This is a genomic window from Nonomuraea sp. NPDC048916 (genome assembly GCF_040649575.1).
Taxonomy (GTDB): domain Bacteria; phylum Actinomycetota; class Actinomycetes; order Streptosporangiales; family Streptosporangiaceae; genus Nonomuraea.
Genome location: NZ_JBEZFS010000007.1, coordinates 190,929 through 212,237, shown reverse-complemented (window position 1 = coordinate 212,237; position 21,309 = coordinate 190,929). Strand labels below are relative to the sequence as shown.

The 21,309-nt window shown below is 71.7% G+C and carries 20 protein-coding genes and 1 pseudogene; 7 read left to right on the top strand and 14 right to left on the bottom strand.

Going from position 1 to position 21,309, the window contains the following annotated elements; genetic code table 11:
* Positions 1 to 57 precede the first annotated feature (57 nt).
* Both AB0C16_RS09535 and AB0C16_RS09530 read right to left on the bottom strand, forming a co-directional pair.
* Positions 58 to 669, bottom strand: coding sequence for a methyltransferase domain-containing protein (locus AB0C16_RS09535; protein WP_357680725.1), 612 nt, complete (start codon positions 667 to 669; stop codon positions 58 to 60).
* Complete coding sequence (locus AB0C16_RS09530; RefSeq protein WP_357680723.1) at positions 666 to 1,304, bottom strand: TIGR04282 family arsenosugar biosynthesis glycosyltransferase; 639 nt, start codon at positions 1,302 to 1,304, stop codon at positions 666 to 668. The genes AB0C16_RS09535 and AB0C16_RS09530 overlap by 4 nt, the downstream gene beginning before the upstream one ends.
* Positions 1,305 to 1,436: 132 nt before the next feature.
* Between AB0C16_RS09530 and AB0C16_RS09525 the strand changes: the two genes are divergently transcribed.
* Positions 1,437 to 2,783, top strand: coding sequence for a glycosyltransferase 87 family protein (locus AB0C16_RS09525; protein WP_357680721.1), 1,347 nt, complete (start codon positions 1,437 to 1,439; stop codon positions 2,781 to 2,783).
* Here AB0C16_RS09525 and AB0C16_RS09520 read toward each other — a convergent pair.
* The 6 genes and pseudogenes from AB0C16_RS09520 to AB0C16_RS09495 all read right to left on the bottom strand — a co-directional run bounded on the left by AB0C16_RS09520 (position 2,754) and on the right by AB0C16_RS09495 (position 8,380).
* Positions 2,754 to 3,446 carry a glycosyltransferase family 2 protein gene (locus tag AB0C16_RS09520; RefSeq protein ID WP_357680719.1) on the bottom strand — a complete coding sequence of 231 codons (693 nt, stop codon included), beginning with the start codon at positions 3,444 to 3,446 and terminating at the stop codon, positions 2,754 to 2,756. The two genes, AB0C16_RS09525 and AB0C16_RS09520, sit on opposite strands and share 30 nt — an antisense overlap.
* Entirely contained in the window at positions 3,443 to 4,429 is a 987-nt protein-coding gene (locus tag AB0C16_RS09515) for an NAD-dependent epimerase/dehydratase family protein (protein WP_357680811.1), read from the bottom strand. Before AB0C16_RS09515 ends, AB0C16_RS09520 begins: the two co-directional genes overlap by 4 nt.
* 177 nt (positions 4,430 to 4,606) lie before the next feature.
* Complete coding sequence (locus AB0C16_RS09510) at positions 4,607 to 4,963, bottom strand: DUF3703 domain-containing protein (protein ID WP_357680717.1); 357 nt, start codon at positions 4,961 to 4,963, stop codon at positions 4,607 to 4,609.
* A gap of 212 nt (positions 4,964 to 5,175) precedes the next feature.
* Positions 5,176 to 5,805 (bottom strand): annotated as a pseudogene (locus AB0C16_RS09505) (cation transporter); the annotation flags it as partial.
* Positions 5,802 to 6,209: a metalloregulator ArsR/SmtB family transcription factor gene (locus AB0C16_RS09500; RefSeq protein WP_357680715.1), complete on the bottom strand. Its 408-nt coding sequence runs from the start codon at positions 6,207 to 6,209 to the stop codon at positions 5,802 to 5,804. The pseudogene AB0C16_RS09505 and the gene AB0C16_RS09500, both read right to left, overlap by 4 nt.
* A 74-nt stretch (positions 6,210 to 6,283) precedes the next feature.
* Positions 6,284 to 8,380, bottom strand: a complete 2,097-nt coding sequence (locus tag AB0C16_RS09495) for a PEP/pyruvate-binding domain-containing protein (protein WP_357680713.1) — start codon at positions 8,378 to 8,380, stop codon at positions 6,284 to 6,286.
* Between the two features lie 729 nt (positions 8,381 to 9,109).
* Here AB0C16_RS09495 and AB0C16_RS09490 point away from each other — a divergent pair.
* Genes AB0C16_RS09490 through AB0C16_RS09470 form a run of 5 tightly spaced genes read left to right on the top strand, consistent with a single transcriptional unit; the run spans position 9,110 to position 13,562 of the window.
* On the top strand, positions 9,110 to 10,102 hold the full coding sequence (locus tag AB0C16_RS09490) for a PstS family phosphate ABC transporter substrate-binding protein (protein ID WP_357680711.1): 993 nt from the start codon (positions 9,110 to 9,112) through the stop codon (positions 10,100 to 10,102).
* Positions 10,102 to 11,040: a phosphate ABC transporter permease subunit PstC gene (pstC, locus tag AB0C16_RS09485; protein WP_357680709.1), complete on the top strand. Its 939-nt coding sequence runs from the start codon at positions 10,102 to 10,104 to the stop codon at positions 11,038 to 11,040. The genes AB0C16_RS09490 and pstC overlap by 1 nt, the downstream gene beginning before the upstream one ends.
* On the top strand, positions 11,040 to 11,930 hold the full coding sequence (pstA, locus tag AB0C16_RS09480; protein WP_357680707.1) for a phosphate ABC transporter permease PstA: 891 nt from the start codon (positions 11,040 to 11,042) through the stop codon (positions 11,928 to 11,930). Before pstC ends, pstA begins: the two co-directional genes overlap by 1 nt.
* A 29-nt stretch (positions 11,931 to 11,959) precedes the next feature.
* Positions 11,960 to 12,787, top strand: coding sequence for a phosphate ABC transporter ATP-binding protein PstB (pstB, locus tag AB0C16_RS09475; RefSeq protein ID WP_357680809.1), 828 nt, complete (start codon positions 11,960 to 11,962; stop codon positions 12,785 to 12,787).
* Positions 12,788 to 12,809: 22 nt separating this feature from the next.
* Complete coding sequence (locus tag AB0C16_RS09470) at positions 12,810 to 13,562, top strand: response regulator transcription factor (protein WP_357680705.1); 753 nt, start codon at positions 12,810 to 12,812, stop codon at positions 13,560 to 13,562.
* 33 nt (positions 13,563 to 13,595) lie between these two features.
* Here AB0C16_RS09470 and AB0C16_RS09465 read toward each other — a convergent pair whose 3' ends face one another.
* Both AB0C16_RS09465 and AB0C16_RS09460 read right to left on the bottom strand, forming a co-directional pair.
* The gene (locus AB0C16_RS09465; protein ID WP_357680703.1) at positions 13,596 to 14,591 is read right to left on the bottom strand and encodes a cation diffusion facilitator family transporter; all 996 of its coding nucleotides are present in this window, start codon (positions 14,589 to 14,591) and stop codon (positions 13,596 to 13,598) included.
* 177 nt (positions 14,592 to 14,768) lie between these two features.
* Positions 14,769 to 15,149, bottom strand: coding sequence for a metalloregulator ArsR/SmtB family transcription factor (locus tag AB0C16_RS09460; RefSeq protein ID WP_357680701.1), 381 nt, complete (start codon positions 15,147 to 15,149; stop codon positions 14,769 to 14,771).
* Between the two features lie 188 nt (positions 15,150 to 15,337).
* On the opposite strand from AB0C16_RS09460, the gene AB0C16_RS09455 reads away from it, so the two are divergent.
* A complete protein-coding gene (locus AB0C16_RS09455; protein WP_357680699.1) occupies positions 15,338 to 15,625 on the top strand; it encodes a hypothetical protein in 288 nt (95 codons plus the stop codon).
* Between the two features lie 81 nt (positions 15,626 to 15,706).
* Here the strand turns inward: AB0C16_RS09455 and fdhA are convergent, their stop codons facing one another.
* The 4 genes from fdhA to selA all read right to left on the bottom strand — a co-directional run bounded on the left by fdhA (position 15,707) and on the right by selA (position 21,030).
* Positions 15,707 to 16,930 carry a formaldehyde dehydrogenase, glutathione-independent gene (fdhA, locus tag AB0C16_RS09450; RefSeq protein WP_357680697.1) on the bottom strand — a complete coding sequence of 408 codons (1,224 nt, stop codon included), beginning with the start codon at positions 16,928 to 16,930 and terminating at the stop codon, positions 15,707 to 15,709.
* A gap of 54 nt (positions 16,931 to 16,984) precedes the next feature.
* A complete protein-coding gene (locus tag AB0C16_RS09445) occupies positions 16,985 to 17,908 on the bottom strand; it encodes an MIP/aquaporin family protein (protein ID WP_357680695.1) in 924 nt (307 codons plus the stop codon).
* Between the two features lie 66 nt (positions 17,909 to 17,974).
* Positions 17,975 to 19,741, bottom strand: a complete 1,767-nt coding sequence (locus AB0C16_RS09440; protein ID WP_357680693.1) for a SelB C-terminal domain-containing protein — start codon at positions 19,739 to 19,741, stop codon at positions 17,975 to 17,977.
* Complete coding sequence (gene selA, locus AB0C16_RS09435) at positions 19,741 to 21,030, bottom strand: L-seryl-tRNA(Sec) selenium transferase (protein ID WP_357680691.1); 1,290 nt, start codon at positions 21,028 to 21,030, stop codon at positions 19,741 to 19,743. The genes AB0C16_RS09440 and selA overlap by 1 nt, the downstream gene beginning before the upstream one ends.
* Positions 21,031 to 21,309: the final 279 nt, after the last annotated feature.

Here is a 21,309-nt window from a genome sequence, read left to right as displayed (position 1 = left end):
TCTATCTAAGTCAGATGCGATGGTAGGCCACCTGCGCGAGCTCGGCCGTCCCACTGGCTAACGCAGTTCGGCGAACCAGCGGCCGGCATCCGGCCAGCAATCCCGCACGTCGAAGCCGGTTGGCTGAGCGGTGCGTTCGATGTCGTCGGCGGAGACTACCGCCCAGGCGAACCAGTCGCCCACGACGTCTTCGCGGCGGAGCCGTACCTGGTCGACGCGGCTGCGCACCGCCGGCGGGTCGACCTCGACGATGACCCGGCCGCCGGGCCGTACCAGCTGTCTGGCTCTGCGCAGCAGCGCCCCTGGGTGGCCGCCGATGCCGATGTTGCCGTCCGCGAGCAGCGCCGTGTCCCATCGGCCGCTTCCCGGCAGGTCGTCGAAGACGCTGCGGCGCAGGGCGAAGCCGCCGGCTCGGCGGGTCAGGCGGACGGCGTCCGGGGCGATGTCGATGCCCAGGGCCGGAATGCCGCGCCTGTTGAGTGCGACGGTGAGCCGCCCTGGGCCCGAGCCGATGTCCAGGGTGGAGCCGGCGCATCGGCGCAACATGGCTTCGTCCCCGTCGATGGGTTCGAGCCAGCGGGTGGCCTCCAGGACGGTGCGGGTGCCGTCGAGGTACTCGAGCTCGGCCGGGGTTCCCGCGAGCGCGTCGGCGTAGAGTTCGCCCATCATCGCGGCGCGACCGCCGATAACTCGTCGAGCGTACGCGTGAAGCATGAGGCAGGCGCCTCCGATGCGACCCGGGCGGCGTCGGCCGCCGTGTCCACGTCGGTGAGTTCGGGTAGGTGTCGCACGCTCAGCCCTGCCTGCCTGAGCCGTTCGAGCTGGGCGTGGCCGGTGTGGGCTTGGGACATGGGCACGCCGAGCAGCAGGTCGGGCTGTGGTCGGCGGAGCCCGAGCAGCCAGAACCCGCCGTCGGTCGCGGGCCCGAAGACGGCATCGCATTCGTCCAGGCCTTTCATGGCGGTGCCCAGCAGTTCGGGGGTGGCCTGGGGCGTGTCCATGCCGATCAGCACCATCGGCTCCGGCCGAAGCCGGTAGGCGTCGGTGAACGCCGCGGCCAGGCGCTCGTCCAGGCCGGATCCGCGCTGGGGGATCACTGTGAAGCCGGCCGGCAGCCAGGTGCCGGGCAGACCGTCCAGCGCGAGCACCCGTTGGGTGACCGGGCTCGCCAAGGCGGCGCGCAGGGTGTCCTCGAGCGCGGCCTCGGCCAGCAGGGCCGCCTGCGCCGGGCTGTACGGCGGTGTCAGCCTGGTCTTCACGCGGCCCGCGACCGGCTCCTTGGCGATGATCACCATCTGCGTCATGCCGTCTGACGATAGGGGCTGTGACCTGCGTCAACTCTTACGAGGTCGTTACGGGTGGCGACTTCTTACGGACTGCGAACGAAGGAGCCGGTGGCCGGGCCGAGGCGGCTGGTCGATGCGAAGCTCCAGGTTGTGAACAGGAACACAGCGTATGCCGGCGTGGTACTGGCGGCACTGGTCGCCGTCCTTGTCAGGTTGGCGCTTGGCCGTCCTGACCTGCTGCGCTGGACCCTGATCGCCTGGGGCCTGTTCGCCGTCGCCCTGTGGCTCGCCGCACGGTTGCCTCAGCGCCACCTTGCCGCGCTGGTCATCGCGGGCGGCACCGTCGTGACGTGCACCGGGCTGATAGGCCCGCCGAGCACCAGCAGCGACTCCTACCGCTACGCGTGGGATGGGCGGGTACAGGCTACGGGCATCTCGCCCTACGACCACGCTCCCGCCGATCCCGCGCTGAACGCGTTGCGCGACGGCTGGCTCTTCCCGAGTGAGTGTGCGGCACCCGACCTGGCCCGGGTCTCGGAAGGGGTGTGCACGCGCATCAACAGACCCGCCGTGCACACGATCTACCCGCCGGTCGCGCAGGGCTACTTCCTGCTGGTGCACTGGCTGTCGCCGGACGGCTCACGGCACAAGGTTCTGCAGATCTGCGGCGTGCTGATGGCCATCGCGGTGCTGCTCGCGCTGTACCGGTGGACCGGCGCCCGCAAGGCGGCGTACTGGGCGTGGTGCCCGGCCGTCCCCGTGGAGGCGGTGAACAACGCGCACGTCGACATGCTCGGCGTGCTGCTGGTGGTGCTCGCCTTCTGCGCGGGCCGCGGCCGGGGGGCGTTGCTCGGCGCGGCGGTCGCCGCCAAGCTGCTGCCCGTCACGGCGCTGATCGGCGCCTTGTCGGGAGTGCTCCGGCGCGGGGTGGCGTGGCGGCGGATCCTGGCCGTCACGGCCCCGGCCGCGCTCGTGATCACGCTGGCCTACGTGCCGTACGTGCTCACCTCACAGGCGTCCGTCCTGGGCTATCTGTTCGGGTACGTCCAGGAAGAAGGCTACGACGCGCCCTCGGCTCGCGATCGGTACGGGGTGCTGCGGCTGGTGCTGCCGGATTCCTGGGCGCCGTTCGCCGCAGTGCTCCTGCTGGCCTCGGTGGCCCTCTACGTGCTGCGTTTCGGCGACCGGAACCGGCCGTGGGGCGGCGCGCTGCTGGTCACCGGGTCGCTTCTGCTGCTGTTCACCCCCGCCTATTCGTGGTACGCGCTGCTGGTGGTGGCGCTGGCGGCCATGGACGGCCGCTGGGAATGGCTCGGCGTCGCGCTGGCGGGTGCGGTCGCCTACGTGTCCGGCCCGGCGACCGCGGCCTACACGCTCGCGGCGCTGGCGGTCGGCGCCGGATGGGTTCTTCGGCACCGGGACATCCATGGAGGTGGTGCGGCGGTGATTCTTCAGACTCTTCCCGGTTCACGAGCCGTCCGCGCTCCGAACGGGTGATCCCGACGCTTGCACGGAGTTCATGACCCGCCGCATGTCCGCGACGGCCCGCATGGTGCCCCGGATGGTCCCGGTGACCTTGGAACGGCCACTGCGGGGCAGGTAGTCCACCTCGACCTCGGCGATGCGCCAACCGGACCGCGCGGCGCGCAACACCATCTCCAGCGGGTAGCCGAACCGCCGGTCGGTCAGGCCGAGCGCGATCAGCCCCGCACGGGAGCAGGCTCGCATCGGCCCCAGGTCGTGCAAGGGCGCACCGGTACGGCGGCGCAGGCTCCTGGCCAGTGCGGCGTTGCCGAGGCGGGCGTGTGGTGGCCAGGCCGCGCGCGTCCGCGGGATCCTCCTGCCGAGCACCAGGTCCGCTTCACCGGCCAGCACGGGAACGACCACCCGCGGCAACTGGCGGGGATCGAGCGAGGCATCGCCGTCCATGAAGCAGACGATGTCACCGGTGGCGGCCAGCAGTCCCGTGTGGCAGGCGGCGCCGAACCCGCGGCGGGGCTCCTTGACCACGCGTGCGCCGAGCTCGGCCGCGATCTCCGGCGTGCCGTCGCTGGAGCCGTTGTCGGCCACGATCGCCACGTAGCCGGGCGGCATCCGGTCGAGAATCCACGGCAGCGCCGCCGCCTCGTTCAGGCAGGGGAGGACGACGTCGATGGTCATGAAATCCCCAGTGGAGCGGCGGCGAACTCTTTCATCCCGTCCTCGAACGTGACCGCGGCATGGAATCCGAGGCCGGCTCGCGCGCGGTCGGGTGCGGCGACGATGTGCCTGACATCACCCAGCCGGTACTCACCGGTGACGACCGGCTGAGGTCCGCCGTGCGCAGCGGTCAGGGCAGCTGCCATCTGCCCGATCGTGTGCGGGGCGCCACTCGCGATGTTGCAGGCCATCAGGCTGCCCACCCCTGGCATCGCCTCGGCCGCCAACAGATTGGCCCGGGCGACGTCGCGCACATGGACGAAGTCGCGCAGTTGCCGACCATCCTCGAACACTCTCGGCGCCCGGCCCGCGGCCAGCGCCGACCGGAAGATCGCCGCTACCCCCGCATAGGGCGTGTCGCGCGGCATCCGCGGGCCGTACACGTTGTGGTACCTGAGCGCCATCGCGCTTCCCCCGGTCTCCCGTGCCCAGTTCGCTGCCAGATGCTCCTGGGCGAGCTTGGTCGTGGCGTAGGCGTTGCGCGGATCGAGCGGTGTGTCCTCCCCAGTGGCCGCGTGCTCTACCGCCTCACCGCACATCGGGCAGGCCGGTTCGAAACGCCCACGCTGGAGATCCTGGGCGGAGCGCGGGCCCGGTCGTACCCGGCCGTGTTCCAGGCAGTCGTAGGCGCCCTCGCCGTATACCACCATCGACGAGGCCAGGACCAGTCGCCCGATCTCGTGCCTGGCCATCGCGGCCAGCAGGACGGCGGTGCCCTGCACGTTGGTCGAGGTGTAGTCGGGCAGGTCGGCCACATTCACCCCCAGGCCCACCTTGGCAGCCTGGTGCACCACCAGGTCCACGCCCGGCAGAGCGCGGTCCAGGACCGTGTCGTCCCTTACGTCGGAGCCGTCCTTCAGGTCGAGGCGGACCACCCTGTGCCCGGCCGTCTCGAAGGCCTCCACGACGTGACTACCGATGAACCCGGCCGAACCGGTGACCATGACCTTCACCCGGTTGACGCTAATCTCGGCTCGTGCACGTCGTAAGGCGGGCCGCCAGGGCGTTCGCAGCTCGTAAGAACTTCCGCGGCCCGTCGTCGGGGACGAGGAGCACCGTCCGCGAGCGGGCCGGCATCGGCTTCCCCGGCGTCAAAGCGTGCACCGCCGGCTGGCCGACTCCTACCGGCAGGGGCGCCCAAGGACGGTGGCCAGGTCCTCGGGGACGGGCATGGGCTGGGTGAGGCCGACCCGGGCGCGGCCGGTGTTGCCTTCCGGGTAGCGGCCCAGCGCGGAGCCGGGGGCGGCCACGATGATCCGGATGACCTGGCCGAGGGCTTCTCGACGGTCACGCTGGAGCACGGCGAGGGTGAACATGGCGACGTGGTTGCGGGTGTGCGGCCAGGGCCAGGGCTGGGACAGGATGTGCGCCCGTTCCAGGTGCCGCCAGCGAGCGGCGGCATCGGGCGTTGCGCGGGCGAGGCGCATCTCGCGGGCGTAGGCGGCCCGCACCGAGGCGGGCATCGGACGTCCGATCATCGTTCCTCCTGTCGATCTGATGAGCAGCAGCCGTCCGCGCACGTCGCGGATCGCTCTGTTGTGGAGGGTGATGCCGTGGAGGGTGATGCTGTGGACGGTGATGCTGTGGACGGTGATGCTGTGGACGGTGATGCCGCGGACGCTGATGCCGCGGACGCTGATGCCGTGGACGGTGATGCCGTGGCCTGCGGGACCGCGACGCCGAGCGGGGCGCCGGGGGCACAGCAGGCGTCGCCGCGCCAGGCTTCGCGGCCTTCCTTGACCGCCACCGCGGCGATGACCAGGGCGGCAAGGGGGTCGGCCCAGGACCAGCCCAACAGGCTGTTGAGCGCCAGGCCGGCGAGCAGCACCGCGGACAGGTAGGTGCACAGCAGGGTCTGCTTGGAGTCGGCCACCGCCGAGGCGGAGCCGAGTTCGCGGCCCGCGCGGCGCTGGGCGGCCGACAGGAAGGGCATGATGACCAGGCTGAGCGCGGCCAGCACCAAACCCGGGGTGGAGTGCTGGGCCTCGCCCGCGCCCATCAGGGCACGCACCGCGTCGACGGTGACGTAGGCGGCCAGGGCGAAGAAGGAGAGCGCGATGACGCGCAGCGCGGCACGCTCCCGCCTCTCGTGATCAGCGGCGGAGAACTGCCAGGCCACCGCGGCGGCCGAGGCGACCTCGACGACGGAGTCCAGGCCGAAGCCGATCAGCGCGGCGGAGGAGGCCACGGCGCCGGCGGTGATGGCCACCACCGCTTCGATCACGTTGTAGGTGATGGTCGCGGCCACCAGCAGCCGGACGCGGCGTCGCAGGACGGCGCGCCGGGGCGCGGCCGGCGTGGGCAGATTCAGCGAGGTCACGACGGCGGCACCCCGCCGGCCCCGGCCGGACAGCCCGGCTCGACGGCGTCGACGCCGTAGACGGGACACAGCGCGACCGCGTGCCCGGTGGCGGCCAGCAACTGCTCGGCGGAGGCCAGCAGGTCCATCAGTTCGGGCCGGGTCAGGGCGTAGAACGACTGGCGCCCCTCGGCGCGGAAGTCGATCAGCCCGCAGTCGCGCAGGCAGGCCAGGTGCTTGGACACCGTCGACTGGGCCAAGCCGAGCTCGCCGGTCAGGTCCACCACCCGTGCCTCCCCGCGTGCCAGCCGGGCCACGATCCGCAGCCGGGTCTCATCGGCCAGGGAGTGGAAGAGCGCCGCCGCCGGCGCGACCCCCGCGGCGATGTCCGCGCTCACGCACCGGCCGGCTTCATCAATCGCCATATGGCGATGATAGCTCTAATTCGTGATGTTCTGGCAAGCGGTCGTTTCGTCGAAGCCTGCGGGGTGGCTGCTGTTCACAGCTCGACCAGGCCCCGGGAGCCGTCGACGGTGACGATCTGGCCGTCGTGCAGCCGTACGGTGGCGTCGCCGGTGGCCACGACGGCCGGGATGCCGTACTCGCGGGCGATGAGCGAGGCGTGGGCGGCCAGGGTGCCGCCGTCGGTGACGACGGCGGCGACCGTGGCGAACAGCGGCGTCCAGGCGGGCGCGGTGGCACGGGCCACCAGCACGTCGCCGGGCGCGACCTTGGCGAAGTCGTCGGGTCCGCGCACGACGCGGACCGGGCCGGTGGCCCGTCCGGCGCTGGCGCCCTGCCCGGTGAGGGCCGAGTCCGTACGGGCGGCGCGGATCAGTCCCAGTGAGCGTTGCAGGCGCCGCCCGATGAGAGGCGGCGGTGCGCCGATCGTCAGTGGGGCGATCAGACGCCGCTGACGTTCCCAGGCCGAGCGCCGCTCGCGGATCCTGTCGATGGCGTCGGCCGGCCGGTCGAGTTCGCGCCGGGTCAGGAAGTACACGTCGTCGGGCTCCGGGAGGGCCTGTCCCATCCGGCGCAGGCAGTCGCGCATCAGCGGCCAGCCGAGGGTGAGCTCGCGGGCCTGCTCCTCGCGGATGGCGGCGTAGCGCTGCGCGGTCGCCAGCATGTCGGAGAAGCGAGACAGTGATTCGGGCCGGTCGGCGAGCGCCTTGCGGCAGGCGTGCTCGGCCCTGACCCGGGCCGCGGCGGGGGCGGAGGCGACGGCGCCGGGCAGCTGGGGGCCGTGGGTCGACGGCGCCGGGTGCGGCCTGGTTTCGCCGGCGGTGGGGTGATACCAGTCGATGCTGTGCACGGCGTGGGCGGGCACCGAGCGGCTGGTGCCCGGCAGGCCGCTCAGCAGGACCTGCGCGTCGTGGTCCAGGTGGTGGTGTTCGATGAACGTCGCCAGGCAGGCTTCCATCTTCCAGGCCGCCCCGCCGACGATGGCGAGGTACCACAGGTGCCGTCCGGCCATGTGGCCGATGTCGTCGATGAGCCGCACCGGGTCCCGCGGCTGTCGTGTGAGCAGCAACCGGTAGGCGGGCAGGACCTCGTCCCGCCATCGCCAGTAGAGGCGATCCAGCAGGGCGCGATCGGCTCCGGCGGGGTCTCGCTCGGGGCGGATCAGGGCGTTGAGCATGAAGGGCAGCAGCCTGCCGCGTGATCTGCGGATCGCGCCGGGGAGGTATCGCAGTGAGGGGACGGGCCGGGTGTAGTACCAGCCGTTGACCACGGCATGGGCGAAGGGCACCACCGCGCCCGCCGTTTCCCTCATGCCCTGGCGAAAGCCCTCGTCGAGCCGTCCGAGCAGCCAGTCGGCGAACAGCGGCGTGACCGGGTCGGGCAGCCACTCGCCCAGGCGGAAGTTGCGCAGCCACAGCCCGGGGCCGGGCGGCTGCCAACTGACGGGCTCGGGCAGTGCGGTCATCGGCCGTGCTTGCAGCAGGGAGAGCCGCCCGTTCTCGATGGCCCATTCGAGATCCTGGGGTCCGCCGAACCGGTCACGCACGCGTCGCGCCAGCTCGGCCACCGCCGCGGCCTGGTGTCGCTGGAGCACCGCCGCCGGTCGGGTGGGGGTGAGCCGGCCGGACCGGGCGATCCACTCCTCGCCCACGGCCTCGCCGGACACCAGGCTCTCGCCGAGGCCGCGGACAGCGGTGATGACGATCTCGCCGGGGTCGCCGGTGACCGGGTTCGCGGTCAAGGCCACCCCTGCCGCCTCCGCGTCCACCATCCGCTGGACCAGCACGGCCATCTCGCCGCCGGCCGGCCGGTAGGCGATCACCCGCTCGGACCCTGCCGAGGCGCGGCACCGGCGTACGGCATCGGCGACCTGCTCGGGCGGCACGTTCAGGTAGCTCTCGTACAGGCCGGCGAAGGAGGCGTCCGGCAGGTCCTCGGCGACCGCCGAGGACCGCACCGCGAACCTGTCGCCGCCGAGCCGGCCGATCGTCTCCATCGTGGGTTCGCTGTCGCCGGTCACGACGAACCCGTCCGGCACCGGGAAACCCTCGTGCGCGAGGGTGGCCAGGGTGGCGGCTTTGGTGCCGGCCGTGGCCGGTTCGCGCGCGGCCGCCTGGGTCAGGCTGACGATCATGGTGTCACCTCGGGAGTGGACTCGCGCCGGTCACGGGGACGCCGATCTCATCCATCGCCGGCTCCTTACGTAGCATTGCGATATATAGGGACGCTACTCCGGCTTACGCGTCGACGAAAGCCCCGATATAGCCTCACTACCTATGAGGGCGGAGGCGGCGCCGGTCGTCGGCGTGCCGGGCCGGCGGGCGCATCACGCTGCCCGACACGGCGTCGCCCGACCGGCGGGCGCGTCACACCGTTCAGTGGTCGTGGTGGTACTGGTGCATCACCGCGCGCCCCTTGCCCCGCGAGAGGCTTTCTATACGGGTAGGGGGTATACGCGAGATCGCCGGAACCGCCCGGCCGTTCCCCGGCCCGCGACGCCCGGGACTCGGCGACGAGCGCGTGACGGCACCGGGGAGGACAACCTTTCGAATCGAACGAACTCTCCGCCTACGATCCAGGCACGGGAGGAGCGGTGATCTTCCAGCCCTCTCTCGCCGCACCCTTCGCCATCGCCGTCGGCGTCGCCACGCTCTTCAACGACCTTCTCTCCCGTCGCCGCACAAGGGATGACGACTGACTCGCGAGGCTCCGCCACGAGGAGCGGCCACGTGGAGCATAGATTCACGCGCCTTGGCCCGCTCCTTCCAGACGCGGTCATGACCTGTTCGCCGTCTGTTCACTTTCTCCCGTTTGTATCTAGGTGTACCGAAACCTGATCTCACTACGGAGAAGGACGCATACCGTGACCAGTGGACAGCGCCGCCTCAGCGCGGTGGCGACGGCCGCCATCGTTGTGGCCCTTTCCGCCGCATGCGGCGGCACCAACACCACGCCCGCGGGGGAGGGCACCGCTCCCGCCGCCCAGGCCGGCGCTGAGCTGACCGGGCAGGTCAAGGCTGACGGCTCCAGCACCGTGGCTCCCCTGACCAGCGCCGCCGCGGAGTTCTTCGCCGACGAGCAGCCGAAGATCAACGTCACGGTGGGCACCTCCGGCACCGGTGGCGGCTTCGAGAAGTTCTGCAACGGCGAGACCGACATCTCCAATGCCTCCCGTTCGATCAAGGACGAGGAGAAGGCCGCGTGCGACGCCAAGGGCGTCAAGTACAGCGAGCTGACCGTTGCGACCGACGCGCTCACCGTGGTGGTGAACAAGGAGAACACCTGGGTGACCTGCCTCACCACCGACCAGCTCAAGAAGATGTGGGAGCCGGCGGCCGAGGGCAAGGTGACCACCTGGAAGCAGGTCGACGCCAAGTTCCCCGACGAGCCGCTCAAGTTGTTCGGGCCGGGCACCGACTCGGGCACCTTCGACTACTTCACCGACGAGATCAACGGTGAGGAGGGCGCGAGCCGCAAGGACTACAGCCCCAGCGAGGACGACAACATCATCGTCCAGGGTGTCACGGGCTCCAAGGGCGGCCTGGGCTACTTCGGCTTCACCTACTTCGAGGAGAACGCCGACAAGCTGAAGGCCGTGGAGATCGACTCCGGCAACGGCTGCGTCGCCCCGAGCGTCGAGACCGCGCAGAACGGCACCTACACCCCGCTGGCCCGGCCGCTGTTCGTCTACCCGTCGGCCGGGGCCACGAAGAGGCCCGAGGTCACCGCCTTCCTCGACTTCTACGCCAACAACATCAACAAGATCGCGACGGATGCGAAGTTCATCCCGCTGAACGCCGAGCAGGAGGCCAAGCTCAAGAACGACCTCGCCGCGCTCAAGACGCAGGCGGGCTAATGGCCGCCCGCCACTCCGCGACCGCGCCAGGGACACCCCAGTCCCTGGCGCGGTCGCGCCCGCGTTACGGCGAGCAGGCCGTCAAGGCGGTCCTCCTGTTGGCCGCCCTGCTCTCCGTCGCCACGACCATCGGCATCGTCGTGTCGCTGCTGGAGCCCACGATCAGGTTCTTCGGCGAGGTCAGCGCGGTGGAGTTCTTCACCTCCACGCACTGGGGGCCGCTCTTCGAGCCTCCGCACTACGGTGTGCTGCCGCTGGTCAGCGCGACCCTCATCACGACCGGCATCGCGATCGTGGTGGCCGTGCCACTGGGCCTGGGCGCCGCCATCTACCTGTCGGAATACGCCAGGCCACGCGTCAGGAAGATCTGCAAGCCGGTGCTCGAGGTGCTGGCGGGGATCCCGACCGTGGTCTTCGGGTTCTTCGCGCTGAGCTTCGTCACCCCGCTGTTGCGGAGCGTCCTGCCGTTCGAGATCGAGATCTTCAACGCCCTGTGCGCGGGCCTCGTCGTCGGCTTCATGATCATCCCGATCGTCGCCTCGCTCTCCGAGGACGCGATGACGGCGGTGCCGAGCGGGCTCCGCGAGGGCTCGTACGCGCTGGGCGCCTCCAGGATGATCACCTCGCTCCGGGTGGTGCTTCCGGCGGCCTTCTCCGGCATCGTCGCCGCCGTCATCCTCGCCATCTCGCGGGGCGCGGGCGAGACGATGATCGTCTACATCGCCGGCGGCGGCCAGCCCAACTTCACCCTCGACCTCGGCAAGGCGATGCAGACCATGGCCGCGTTCATCGCCCAGGCGGGCTCGGGAGACGTGCCCATCGGCACCGTCGACTACAACACCATCTTCGCGGTCGGCTCACTGCTCTTCGTGATGACGTTCGCGATGAACTACGTCAGCGCCCGTCTGGTGCGGAAGTTCCGTGAGGTGTACGAGTAATGGCCGTTCTCTCGACACCGCGCTCGGCCGTGCAGCTCGCGAGCAAGGGGCAGCCGATCAGGGAGCATCTGTTCCGGATCGCCCTGATCGCGAGCCTGGCGATCGCGTTCGTCTTCCTGCTCGCGCTCGTCTCCTACGTCCTCATCGAGGGCTGGCCGCGGCTCGACTCCCGCCTGTGGGAGAACATGCCGTCGGTCCGCAACCCGGACATCGCCGGCGCCCAGTCGGCCATCACGGGCACCCTCTGGGTCATCTCGATCACCGCGCTCCTCACGCTGCCGACGGGCATCGCCGCGGCGATCTACCTGGAGGAGTACGCGGACAAGAACCGCTGGTGGAACCGGGTCATCGAGCTCAACATCCAGAACCTGGCGGCGATCCCGTCGATCGTCTACGGCATCCTGGGCCTCGGCATCATCGCCCGGACGTTCGGCCTGGGATTCAGCGTGATCACCGCGTCGATCACCCTCGGGCTGCTGGTGCTGCCCATCGTGATCATCGCCTCACGTGAGGCGATTCGCGCGGTTCCGCCGTCCATCCGCGAGGGCTCGCTCGCCCTGGGCGCGACGCAGTGGCAGACGATCTCCCGGCAGGTGCTGCCCGCCTCGATCCCGGGCATCGCGACCGGCTCGATCCTCGCCCTGTCCCGGGCGATCGGCGAAGCCGCGCCGCTGCTCATGCTGGGCGCCGTGTCCTTCATCAGGTTCAACCCGGACGGGATCTTCGCCAGCTACACCGTCCTGCCGATCCAGATCTTCAACTGGATCTCCCAGTCGCGCGAGGGATTCCACATCCTGGCCTCGGCGGCGATCGTGATCCTGCTGGTGATCCTGCTGCTGATGAACTCCGTCGCCATCTGGCTCCGCAACCGCTACCAGAAGCGCTGGTGAGGGAAGAGATGACTGAGATTGGAACCTCCATGCCCAACGTCACGGTCCGCGGCCCGGTGACCCCCCGCAACGCCGAAGCCCTCGACCCGGTCTTCACCGTCTCTCAACTCAGCGTCTTCTACGGCGAGTACGAGGCCGTGCGCGAGGTCGACCTGACCATCGGCAACCGTGAGATCACCGCGATGATCGGCCCCTCCGGCTGCGGCAAGAGCACCGTGCTGCGCTGTTTCAACCGGATGAACGACCTCATCCCCGGCGCCCGCGCGACCGGAAAGATCATGTACCACGGCGAGGACCTCTACGGCGCGCACGTCGACCCGATCGAGGTGCGGCGGCGCATCGGCATGGTCTTCCAGAAGCCGAACCCCTTCCCCAAGTCGATCTACGACAACATCGCCTACGGCCCCCGGGTCAACGGCATGAAGGGCAAGATGGACGACCTGGTCGAGGAGGCGCTCACCCAGGCCGCCCTGTGGGACGAGGTCAAGGACAAGCTGAAGCAGAACGCCCTGTCGCTGTCGGGCGGTCAGCAGCAGCGCCTCTGCATCGCGCGGGCGATCGCGGTCAAGCCCGAGGTCATCCTGATGGACGAGCCCTGCTCGGCCCTCGACCCGATCGCCACCACCAAGATCGAGGACCTGATGCAGGAGCTGTCGCGCGACTTCACGATCGTGATCGTCACGCACAACATGCAGCAGGCCGCCCGCGTCTCCAACCGCACGGCGTTCTTCACCGCCGACGTCGACGAGCGCGGCGAGCGGCACGGCCGCCTGGTGGAGTTCGACGAGACCAGCCGCATCTTCACCAACCCGACCGACAAGCGCACCGAGGACTACATCACCGGGCGCTTCGGGTGACCGACCGCGGAGGAGGACCCGGGTGACCCAGCCGCCGGCACCACTCGACGGGGGCGAGCAGGCTCGCGACGGCGAATACCCGGCCCGAGCCCGGCCGGGAGCGCCCGTGCTGCTGGTGGCCGACCCCGACACGGCCGGCGTCCGGGAGCTCGCGGAGGCGCTGGGGCGGGAGGGTGTCGACGTCACGGGCGTGCCCGACGGCGCCCAGGCGCTCATCCAGGCGGGAGCGCTCCGGCCGGACACCGTGCTGGCCAGCGCCACGCTTCCGCTCATCGGCGCCGTCGACTTCGTCAGGGCGGTGCGCGCGAGCCGGCCCACGACCGTGCTCCTGGGCGTGGGCGAAGGGCACGCGGAGCTGGCGGTCCAGGCGCTCGCCGCCGGGGCGACGGCCTGCGTCGCCAGACCGTACCGGGTGCACGAGCTGCTGCCGCTGCTGCAGGCCACCGCCTCGGGCGAGGCCGGCGCCCACCGGGTGATCACGGTCGGCGGCCTGGCGCTCGACCTCAACGCCTACCAGGTACGGGTCGACGGCACGGCCGTGCACCTGCCGCTCCGCGAGTTCGAGCTGCTGCACTACCTGATGCGCAACCTCGACCGGACCGTCACCCGCGAGCAGATCATGCGGCACGTCTGGCACGCCTCCGGGGACGACGTCGCGACCAACACGATAGCCGTGCACGTCAAACGGCTGCGGGCGCGGCTCGGCGACACCGACGACACCGTGATCCAGACCGTCCGGGGCGTCGGCTACCGCCTGGTCTCCCCGCGCCCGTGACGGCGCCTGGCCTCCCCGCGCCCGTGACGGGGGTCACATCGCCGAGCTGCCCCGGTGCGCGGGACCGTGCGGGTCGGCGCAGTGGGCGTCCGCCTCACCGTGAGGCAGGGGCCGCTCCGGGGCGTGGTCGACCTGCAGCGTGGTGTGCTCGATCCCGTACGCGTCGTGCAGCAGCCGCTCGGCGGCGACCCGTACGGCGTGGCAGTCGACACCCGGCGTGACCAGGATGTGCGCGGACAGGGCGGCGTAGCCGGAGGTCACCTCCCAGACGTGCAGGTCGTGCACCTCGACCACGTGCTCCAGCGCGGCGGCCCGCTGCCCGATCTCGGCGGGGTTCATGCCGACCGGCGCGGCCTCCATGAACACCCGCCCGGAGTCTCTCACCAGCCCCCAGCCCGCCTTCAGCATCAGCCCGGCCACCACCAGGGCGGCGAGGGCGTCGGCCTGGGCCCACCCGGTCAGCCACACGACGGCGCCCGCCACCGTGGTCGCGGTGAACGCGAACAGGTCGTTGAGGATGTGCTGGTAGGCGCCCTCGATGTTCAGGCTGGACCGGTTGGCGCGCGACAGCAGCCAGGTGGCCACCAGGTTGACGGCGATGCCGGCCAGACCGGTCACCACCACGTAGACGCCTTCCACGTGTGGCGGTTCGATGACCCGGCGGATTCCCTCGTAGATGAAGTACGCGCTCAGCAGCAGCAACGTGATGCCGTTGACCTGCGCCGAGATGATCTCCGCCCGCTTCAGCCCGTAGGTGAAGCCGCCACGCGGGGGCCGGGCGGCTATCCGCATCGCGACCAGGGCGAGGATGATCGCCACCGCGTCGGTCAGCATGTGGCCGGCGTCGGAGATCAGGGCCAGCGACTGGGCCATCACGCCGACGACGACCTCGATCGCCATGAACCCGACGATCAACGCCAGCGCGCCGCCGAGGTAGCGCCGGTCCGCGTCGATGGTGACGCCGTGGCCGTGCCCGTGACCCTGCCCATGACCGTGCCCCTTGTGCTGGCTGTGGTCGAGACCGGCCATGGTCGTGTCCTCTCGTATTGGGCATCCGCGCACGTCACCGCAGGGCAGGAGCGTACTGCTCTCCTGCCCTGCGGGCACGACGTCACTCAACGCATGAATGATTGCTCATATGTGAGGGTGCAGGATTGAATCCGGTTCTGTCAATCCTGACGCCCGCCCTGACACCCGTCCCGGCGGTCAGTCCCGCTCGGGATGCACGGCCTGGGTGTGCTCGGTGTGGGCCACGGCCACGTCGAGCAGCATCCGGACGTGCGCGTCGTCGAGCCGGTAGTAGGCCATCCGGCCGGCCCGCCGTACCGAGACCACACGGTGCGCCCGGAGCAGCCGCAGCGCGTGAGAGGTGGCCGACTCGCTCAGCCCGCTCACCACGGCCAGGTCGCAGACGCAGAGCTCGCCTTCGAGCAACGCGAGGAGCAGCCGGAGCCGGCCGGGATCGGAGAGCAACCCGAAGACGTCGGCCGTGTCGGCCAGATCGCCGTCGGCGGGCATGCGGGAGGACACCAGGGCCACGCGCTCCCCGTCGACCACGCGGGCGCTGCAGCTTTCGATGTCGGACACCTCGTTACCTGAAGAAGCCTTCACATGAAGACCATAGGTACGACCCGGTGGTGACCGTCAAGTCGGGGATGGCGTCGCCCCCGGAAGTCCGACCCCCCTGGCCGTGGTGGGCCCGTACCGGCGCTACCTGGCGCGAGCCCTCGTCGAAGGGCAGGTAGCGCCGCTGTTCGACGAGATGGTCGTCATGGATGGGCGAGGAGTGGCTCGCCGAAGCCGACGAACGCCGCACCGACCCCTCCGACGTCGACGCCAGGGCCCGGTCGACCGTGATCACCGCCATGGGGCTGGCCATCGGGATCCTGCACGAGCACCAGGGGCCTCGGCGCCGACCTGTCCACCCCGGCGGGCGAGCGGCTGCTCTACCGCGCCCTGCTCTCACCCCGCAGGAGGCCGCCGAGATCCGGGCCGCCGTGGCCGGCCTGGTCGGCCTGGTCGGCCTGGTCGGCCTGCGACACCGTGACATGCGGGCCGACTGATCCGTAGCCGGCCCGTGCCGTCCCCGGGCACTCCACCGCGAGCGGCGCGGGCCGCGCGTCGCTCGCGGGGACGGCGCTCCGTCAGGAGACCGAGGTGAGCATGCCGTGCGGGTCGAGCACGTACTTGCGAGCAGCCCCCTCGTCGAACTCGTGGTAGCCCCTCGGCGCCTGGTCGAGCGGGATCGGCGTGGCGTTGACCGCCTTCGCGATCTGCACCCGGTCGTGCAGGATCGCCATCATGAGCTGCCGGTTGTACCTCATGACAGGGCACTGGCCGGTGGCGAAGCTGAGCGACTTGGCCCAGCCGAGACCGATCCGGATCGACAACGCCCCGTGCTTGGCCGCGTCCTCACGCGCCCCCGGGTCCCCGGTCACGTACAGGCCGGGGATGCCCAGCGCGCCACCCGCCCGGGTGACGCCCATGAGCGTGTTGAGCACGGTGGCCGGGTGCTCCTCCTCCGACTCGCGTCCGTGGCCGCGGGCCTCGAAGCCCACCGCGTCGACGGCGCAGTCGACCTCCGGCACGCCGAGGATGTGCTCGATCTGGTCGCCCGGCTCCCCGAGTGCCACGTTGACGGTCTCGCAGCCGAAGCTGTGGGCCTGGTCCAGCCGCTCCTTGTTCAGGTCGCCGACGATGACCACGGCGGCCCCGAGCAGGAACGCGGAGGCGGCCGCGGCCAGCCCCACCGGGCCCGCGCCCGCGATGTAGACGGTCGATCCCGGCCCCACACCGGCGCTCACGCAGCCGTGGTAGCCCGTCGGGAAGATGTCCGAGAGCATGGCGAGGTCGAGGATCTTCTCCATGGCCCGGTCCTTGTCCGGGAACTTGAGCAGATTCCAGTCGGCGTACGGGACCAGGGCGAAGTCGGCCTGCCCGCCGACCCAGCCGCCCATGTCGACGTAGCCGTACGCCGAGCCCGGCCGGTCGGGGTTGACGTTCTCACAGATGCCGGTCTTGCCCTCCTTACAGTTGCGGCAGCGGCCGCAGGAGATGTTGAACGGGACGGACACGAGGTCGCCGACCTTGATGAACTCCACGTCCGGCCCGGTCTCGACCACTTCACCGGTGATCTCGTGCCCTAGGGCGAGCCCCTGCGGAGCCGTGGTGCGACCGCGGACCATGTGCTGGTCGCTGCCGCATATGTTCGTCGCGACGGTCTTGAGGATCGCGGCGTGCGGCAGCTTGCGTCCCACGTTGGCCGGGTTGACCCCCGGGCCGTCCTTGAGCTCGAACTCGGGATAGCTGATCTCGTGTACCTCGACCTTGCCCGGGCCTTCGTATACGACGGCTCTGTTGCCAGGCATGACGTTCCTTCCCTCGCACGAAGTGATCGTTGGGCGGTCTTCACGAAGCGCGCATCACCTCCCGTGGCCCGGACGCCAGCGCCTGCGGACACCGTGGGCCGCGCGGTCGCGGATGCGGTTGTCCTGCGAGCCGCGAGCCTCCGGGATCTCGCACACGGCGTCCCGCTCGGGCGCGTCGTCCCCTCCTGTCCCCTCCGGCACGGTGTCCAGCGGTTCCCGGGCGCCGACGATCTCTCCGGCGGTGCCCTGCTCGGCCGTCTCGGGCACCTCGCGCACCGGGCGGGCGACGAGGTCGTAGACGACCACGCCGAGCACCGCGCCGATGACCGGGCCCAGGATGTAGACGCCGAACTCCGCCCATGGCGTGTTGCCGCCGAACAAACTGTTCGTCAGGTACGGCCCGAAGGTGCGGGCGGGGTTGACCGAGCCGTTGGTGAACGGGCCGATCAGGAAGATCTCGCAGGCCACGGCCAGGCCGATGACCAGGCCGGCCCAGCCGCTCGGCGCCCGGCGGTCGACGGCCAGCGCCATGATCGTGAGCAGCAGCAGGAACGTCCCCAGTGCCTCCAGCAGGATGCCCTGCCCATAGCTGACGCCCTCGCCGAGCTTGGTCAGCCCGACCCCGGCCAGGTCGACCGCCCGCCGCCCGAACCCGGCCACGATGAGCAGCCCCCCGGCGAACGCGCCGACGAGCTGGGCGAGGATGTAGAGCGGCACCTCGGCCCAGGAGAACCGGCGTCCCACCGCGAGGGCGACGGTGACGGCGGGGTTGATGTGCGCGCCCGACGTGCTGCCGAACGCGTAGATGACGATCGCCACGACCACGGCGAACGACAGCGAGATGATGCCCAGCCCGGCATAGTCGAGCTGACCCTTGCCGAGCACCAGCGCGGCCACGATCGAGCCGGCCCCGAAGAGGACGAGCAACATCGTCCCGATGGCTTCCGCGACGAGACGCCGCGGCAGGTCTCCAACCATCGCAACCCCCGATGACGATGGTTTTGTGCCTTGATTTCGGACTATACCCAGCTCTCCTCGAGCCATTCAGCGACCTGGCGACGACATCCGGCAGCGGCGGTGGAGCTCGTCCACCCGCTCGGTGAGCCCGCTGCGGTCGAGGTGTTCGAGCAGCGGGACCGCCACCCGGCGGCTGGTGCCGAGAGCGCGCCTGGCCTGGCTGACCGTGAACGGCTGGGGCAGCTTTCGCAGCAGCTCCGCCGCGCGGGCGTCGGCGCCGGGCAGCAGCACGACGCCCTCGCCCACGCGCAGCAGCCGCCCGGCTCGTACGGCCGCCGCCAGCTCCCGGGCGCCCAGCCCCAGCTCGGCCAGCCGCCCGGCCTCCGGCGCCTGGAAGGGAGTCGCGGCCAGCTCCAGGCCGAGCCGCTCGACCGCCGTCGCCACGGGCGTCGGCAGGCCCGGCGGGCGGCTCAGGATCCGGCCCTCGGCGACCGCCAGCGGCGGCCTGACCAGGGCCGCGACCAGCCGCCGGTCGGGCAGGCCGAGCTCGTGCCGGGCCGCCTCGATCGGCATGCCGGGCTCCAGCGGATGCTCCGCCGCGTGGCGCCTCGCCACCTCCGCCAGCCGCTCGCCCAGCTCGGCCCAGTACTCCGGATCGGCGTGCCAGTCGCCGCACACCGGGCTGCCGCCCGGGGCGGCGCCCATGGCGAGCAGGTCGCCCGCTCGCAGCAGCCGGTGGGCGCGCAGCGCCGAGGCGGCGTCCGGCGCGGCCGGCTCCAGCAGGGCCGCGCGGACCCGCGCCGCACCCCGGCGGCGCAGTGCCGGGGGGCGCACGTCGAGCACGCGCGCCCCGGCCAGCACCCGCACCTGGCCCCGGTCGCGGCCGGGGTCACGCAGCAGCAGCACGTCACCGAGGTGCAGCGGCAGCGGCCGGGCCAGGCGCAGCCGGACGACTCGCCCGCCGAGCGGCCGTGACTCGCACACCACCGCGGCCGACCCGATATGCGCGGTCAGCCGGCCGGGCAGCTCGTCCCCCGCCGGCCCCACCGGGGAGATCCGGACGTCGACCAGGTCGGTGTGGGTCCACCGGCCGGGCGTGACCAGCGCCTGGCCGCGCTCCGGCAGGCCCCGTCCACGCAGGTTGACGGCCACCCTGGCCACCCCGCTCACCGAGGCCAGCGGCTCCTTCAGGGACTCCAGGGATCTGACCCCGGCAGGCGCGCCGTCCAGCTCCAGCCGGTCTCCCACCGAGATCGTGCCCTCGGGCAGCGTGCCGGTCACCACGGTGCCGCTGCCCGGCACCGTGAACGCGCGGTCGACCCACAGGCGCACCGGGGCCTCCGGATCCGGTGCGGGCAGCGCGGCGGCCAGCCGGTCCAGGGCCTCCCTCAGCTCCGCGACGCCCTGGCCGGTGCGTCCGCTCACCGCGAGCGTCTCGACTCCGGCCAGACCGGCCGCGGCCAGGCGGTCACGTGCCTGCTCCATCGCCGCCGCCGGGTCGCGGAGGTCGCAGCGGGTCACCACGAGCAGGCCGTGCCGTACGCCGAGGGCCTCCAGCGCCACCAGATGCTCCTCCGACTGCGGCATCCAGCCCTCGTCGGCGGCCACCACGAACATGACCGCCGGCACCGGGCCGACCCCGGCCAGCATCGTGCCCAGGAAGCGCTCGTGGCCCGGAACGTCCACGAAGGCGAGCACCCGGCCCGAGGGCAGCGCCGCCCAGGCGTAACCGAGCTCGATCGTCAGCCCGCGCCGCCGCTCCTCCTCCAGCCGGTCGGGCTCCATCCCGGTGAGCGCCCGCACCAGCGTGGACTTGCCGTGGTCGACGTGGCCCGCGGTGGCGACGACGTGCATCAGCCGCTCACCCGGAGGATCGCGCGCGTCACGTCGTCGTCGCGTTCGGCGGGGACGGCGCGCAGGTCGAGCAGCAGCCGCCCGCCCTCGATCCGGCCGACGACCGGTGGCTCGCCGGTCCTGAGCGGCACCGCGAGGCGCTCGGGCAGGCTCACGGCGGCGCTCGGCAGCGTCACGCCCGGGGCTCCGCCGCCCCCCACCGTCGCCTCGCTCGGCACCGCCCGCGCGTCGACCCCGGCCGCGGCCAGCTTGCCGGCGAGCAGGGCGGCGCGGTCGCCGAGCGCGGCCGGATCCGCGTGCAGCGCCTGCCGGACCGGGACGAGGGGACCGCGCAGCGTGGCCTCCAGCGCCGCGAAAGTCAGTTTGTCGACCCGCAGCGCGCGGGCGAGCGGATGGCGCCTGCACCGCTCGACCAGCTCGCGCCGGCCGAGCAGCAGCCCCGCCTGCGGCCCGCCGAGGAGCTTGTCGCCGCTGGCGGTCACCAGGTGGGCCCCCGCCCTGAGCACGGTCGCCGCGTCGGGCTCGTCGGGCAGCAGCGGCTCGCGGGCGAGCAGGCCGGAGCCGATGTCGACGACGACGGGCACGCCGAGCCCGGTGAGCGCCGGCACCTCGACGGAGCCGGTGAAACCCTCGACCCGGAAGTTCGACGGGTGCACCTTGAGCACGCAGCCGGTCTCCGGCCCCACGGCCGCCGCGTAGTCGTCGTACGAGGTGCGGTTGGTGGTGCCGACCTCGCGCAACCGCGCCCCGGTGGAGACGAGCAGGTCGGGGATGCGGAACCCGTCGCCGATCTCCACCAGCTCACCCCGGCTGATCACGATCTCCCGCCCGGCGGCCAGCACGGTGGCCACCAGGACGAGCGCCGCCGCGTTGTTGTTGACGACGTGCACGTCCTCGGCCTCGGGGACCGCCGTGGCGAGCGCGTCGAGCGCCCCCCGCCCGCGCCGGGCCCGGGCGCCGGTCGCCAGGTCGAACTCCACGTCCGCCGGCCCCGCGGCGGCCGCCGTCGCCGCGATCGCGGCGGGCGAGAGCGCCGCCCGGCCGAGGTTGGTGTGGATCAGCACGCCCGTCGCGTTGATCACCGCCCGCAGGCTCGCGGCGTGCGGCGGAAGCGCCGCCACCGCCTCGTCCGCCACCTCGCCGGGGCGGATCTCGCCCTCACGCGCCCGCTGCTGGGCGCGGGTCACCGCGTCCTTGACGACCGACCGGCCGAGACGTGCCGCCGCCGAGACAAGGCGCGGGTCGGCGAGCACGGCATCGGTGCGAGGCACCTGCCTTCGAAGGTCCACAACTCGAACATAGAACGGCCACGGACCGGAACAGAACCCGCCTTGCCGAAGATCGCGGGACAATTCGCTCCTGGGCGGGTACGGCATGGATGGCACGCCGGGCGGCGGCGTGCCCGCGACCGAGTTCGAATGAGACGACATGACGGAGACGACGACGCGGGCCGGGCAGATCCAGGAGGCGACGTGACCGACACCACCACGCGAGCCCGGCAGATCCAGGAGGCGACGTGACCGACACCACCACGCGAGCCCGGCAGATCCAGGAGGCGACGTGACCGA

What these genes read in the sequence shown, in the direction of transcription:
- AB0C16_RS09535 (WP_357680725.1), bottom strand. Translation starts at nt 669, where the DNA reads ATGATGGGCGAACTCTACGCCGACGCGCTCGCGGGAACCCCGGCCGAG.
- AB0C16_RS09530 (WP_357680723.1), bottom strand. Translation starts at nt 1,304, where the DNA reads ATGACGCAGATGGTGATCATCGCCAAGGAGCCGGTCGCGGGCCGCGTG.
- AB0C16_RS09520 (WP_357680719.1), bottom strand. Translation starts at nt 3,446, where the DNA reads ATGACCATCGACGTCGTCCTCCCCTGCCTGAACGAGGCGGCGGCGCTG.
- AB0C16_RS09515 (WP_357680811.1), bottom strand. Translation starts at nt 4,429, where the DNA reads ATGGTCACCGGTTCGGCCGGGTTCATCGGTAGTCACGTCGTGGAGGCC.
- AB0C16_RS09510 (WP_357680717.1), bottom strand. Translation starts at nt 4,963, where the DNA reads ATGATCGGACGTCCGATGCCCGCCTCGGTGCGGGCCGCCTACGCCCGC.
- AB0C16_RS09500 (WP_357680715.1), bottom strand. Translation starts at nt 6,209, where the DNA reads ATGGCGATTGATGAAGCCGGCCGGTGCGTGAGCGCGGACATCGCCGCG.
- AB0C16_RS09495 (WP_357680713.1), bottom strand. Translation starts at nt 8,380, where the DNA reads ATGATCGTCAGCCTGACCCAGGCGGCCGCGCGCGAACCGGCCACGGCC.
- pstC (WP_357680709.1), top strand. Translation starts at nt 10,102, where the DNA reads ATGGCCGCCCGCCACTCCGCGACCGCGCCAGGGACACCCCAGTCCCTG.
- pstA (WP_357680707.1), top strand. Translation starts at nt 11,040, where the DNA reads ATGGCCGTTCTCTCGACACCGCGCTCGGCCGTGCAGCTCGCGAGCAAG.
- pstB (WP_357680809.1), top strand. Translation starts at nt 11,960, where the DNA reads ATGCCCAACGTCACGGTCCGCGGCCCGGTGACCCCCCGCAACGCCGAA.
- AB0C16_RS09465 (WP_357680703.1), bottom strand. Translation starts at nt 14,591, where the DNA reads ATGGCCGGTCTCGACCACAGCCAGCACAAGGGGCACGGTCATGGGCAG.
- AB0C16_RS09455 (WP_357680699.1), top strand. Translation starts at nt 15,338, where the DNA reads ATGGGCGAGGAGTGGCTCGCCGAAGCCGACGAACGCCGCACCGACCCC.
- fdhA (WP_357680697.1), bottom strand. Translation starts at nt 16,930, where the DNA reads ATGCCTGGCAACAGAGCCGTCGTATACGAAGGCCCGGGCAAGGTCGAG.
- AB0C16_RS09445 (WP_357680695.1), bottom strand. Translation starts at nt 17,908, where the DNA reads ATGGTTGGAGACCTGCCGCGGCGTCTCGTCGCGGAAGCCATCGGGACG.
- AB0C16_RS09440 (WP_357680693.1), bottom strand. Translation starts at nt 19,741, where the DNA reads ATGCACGTCGTCGCCACCGCGGGCCACGTCGACCACGGCAAGTCCACG.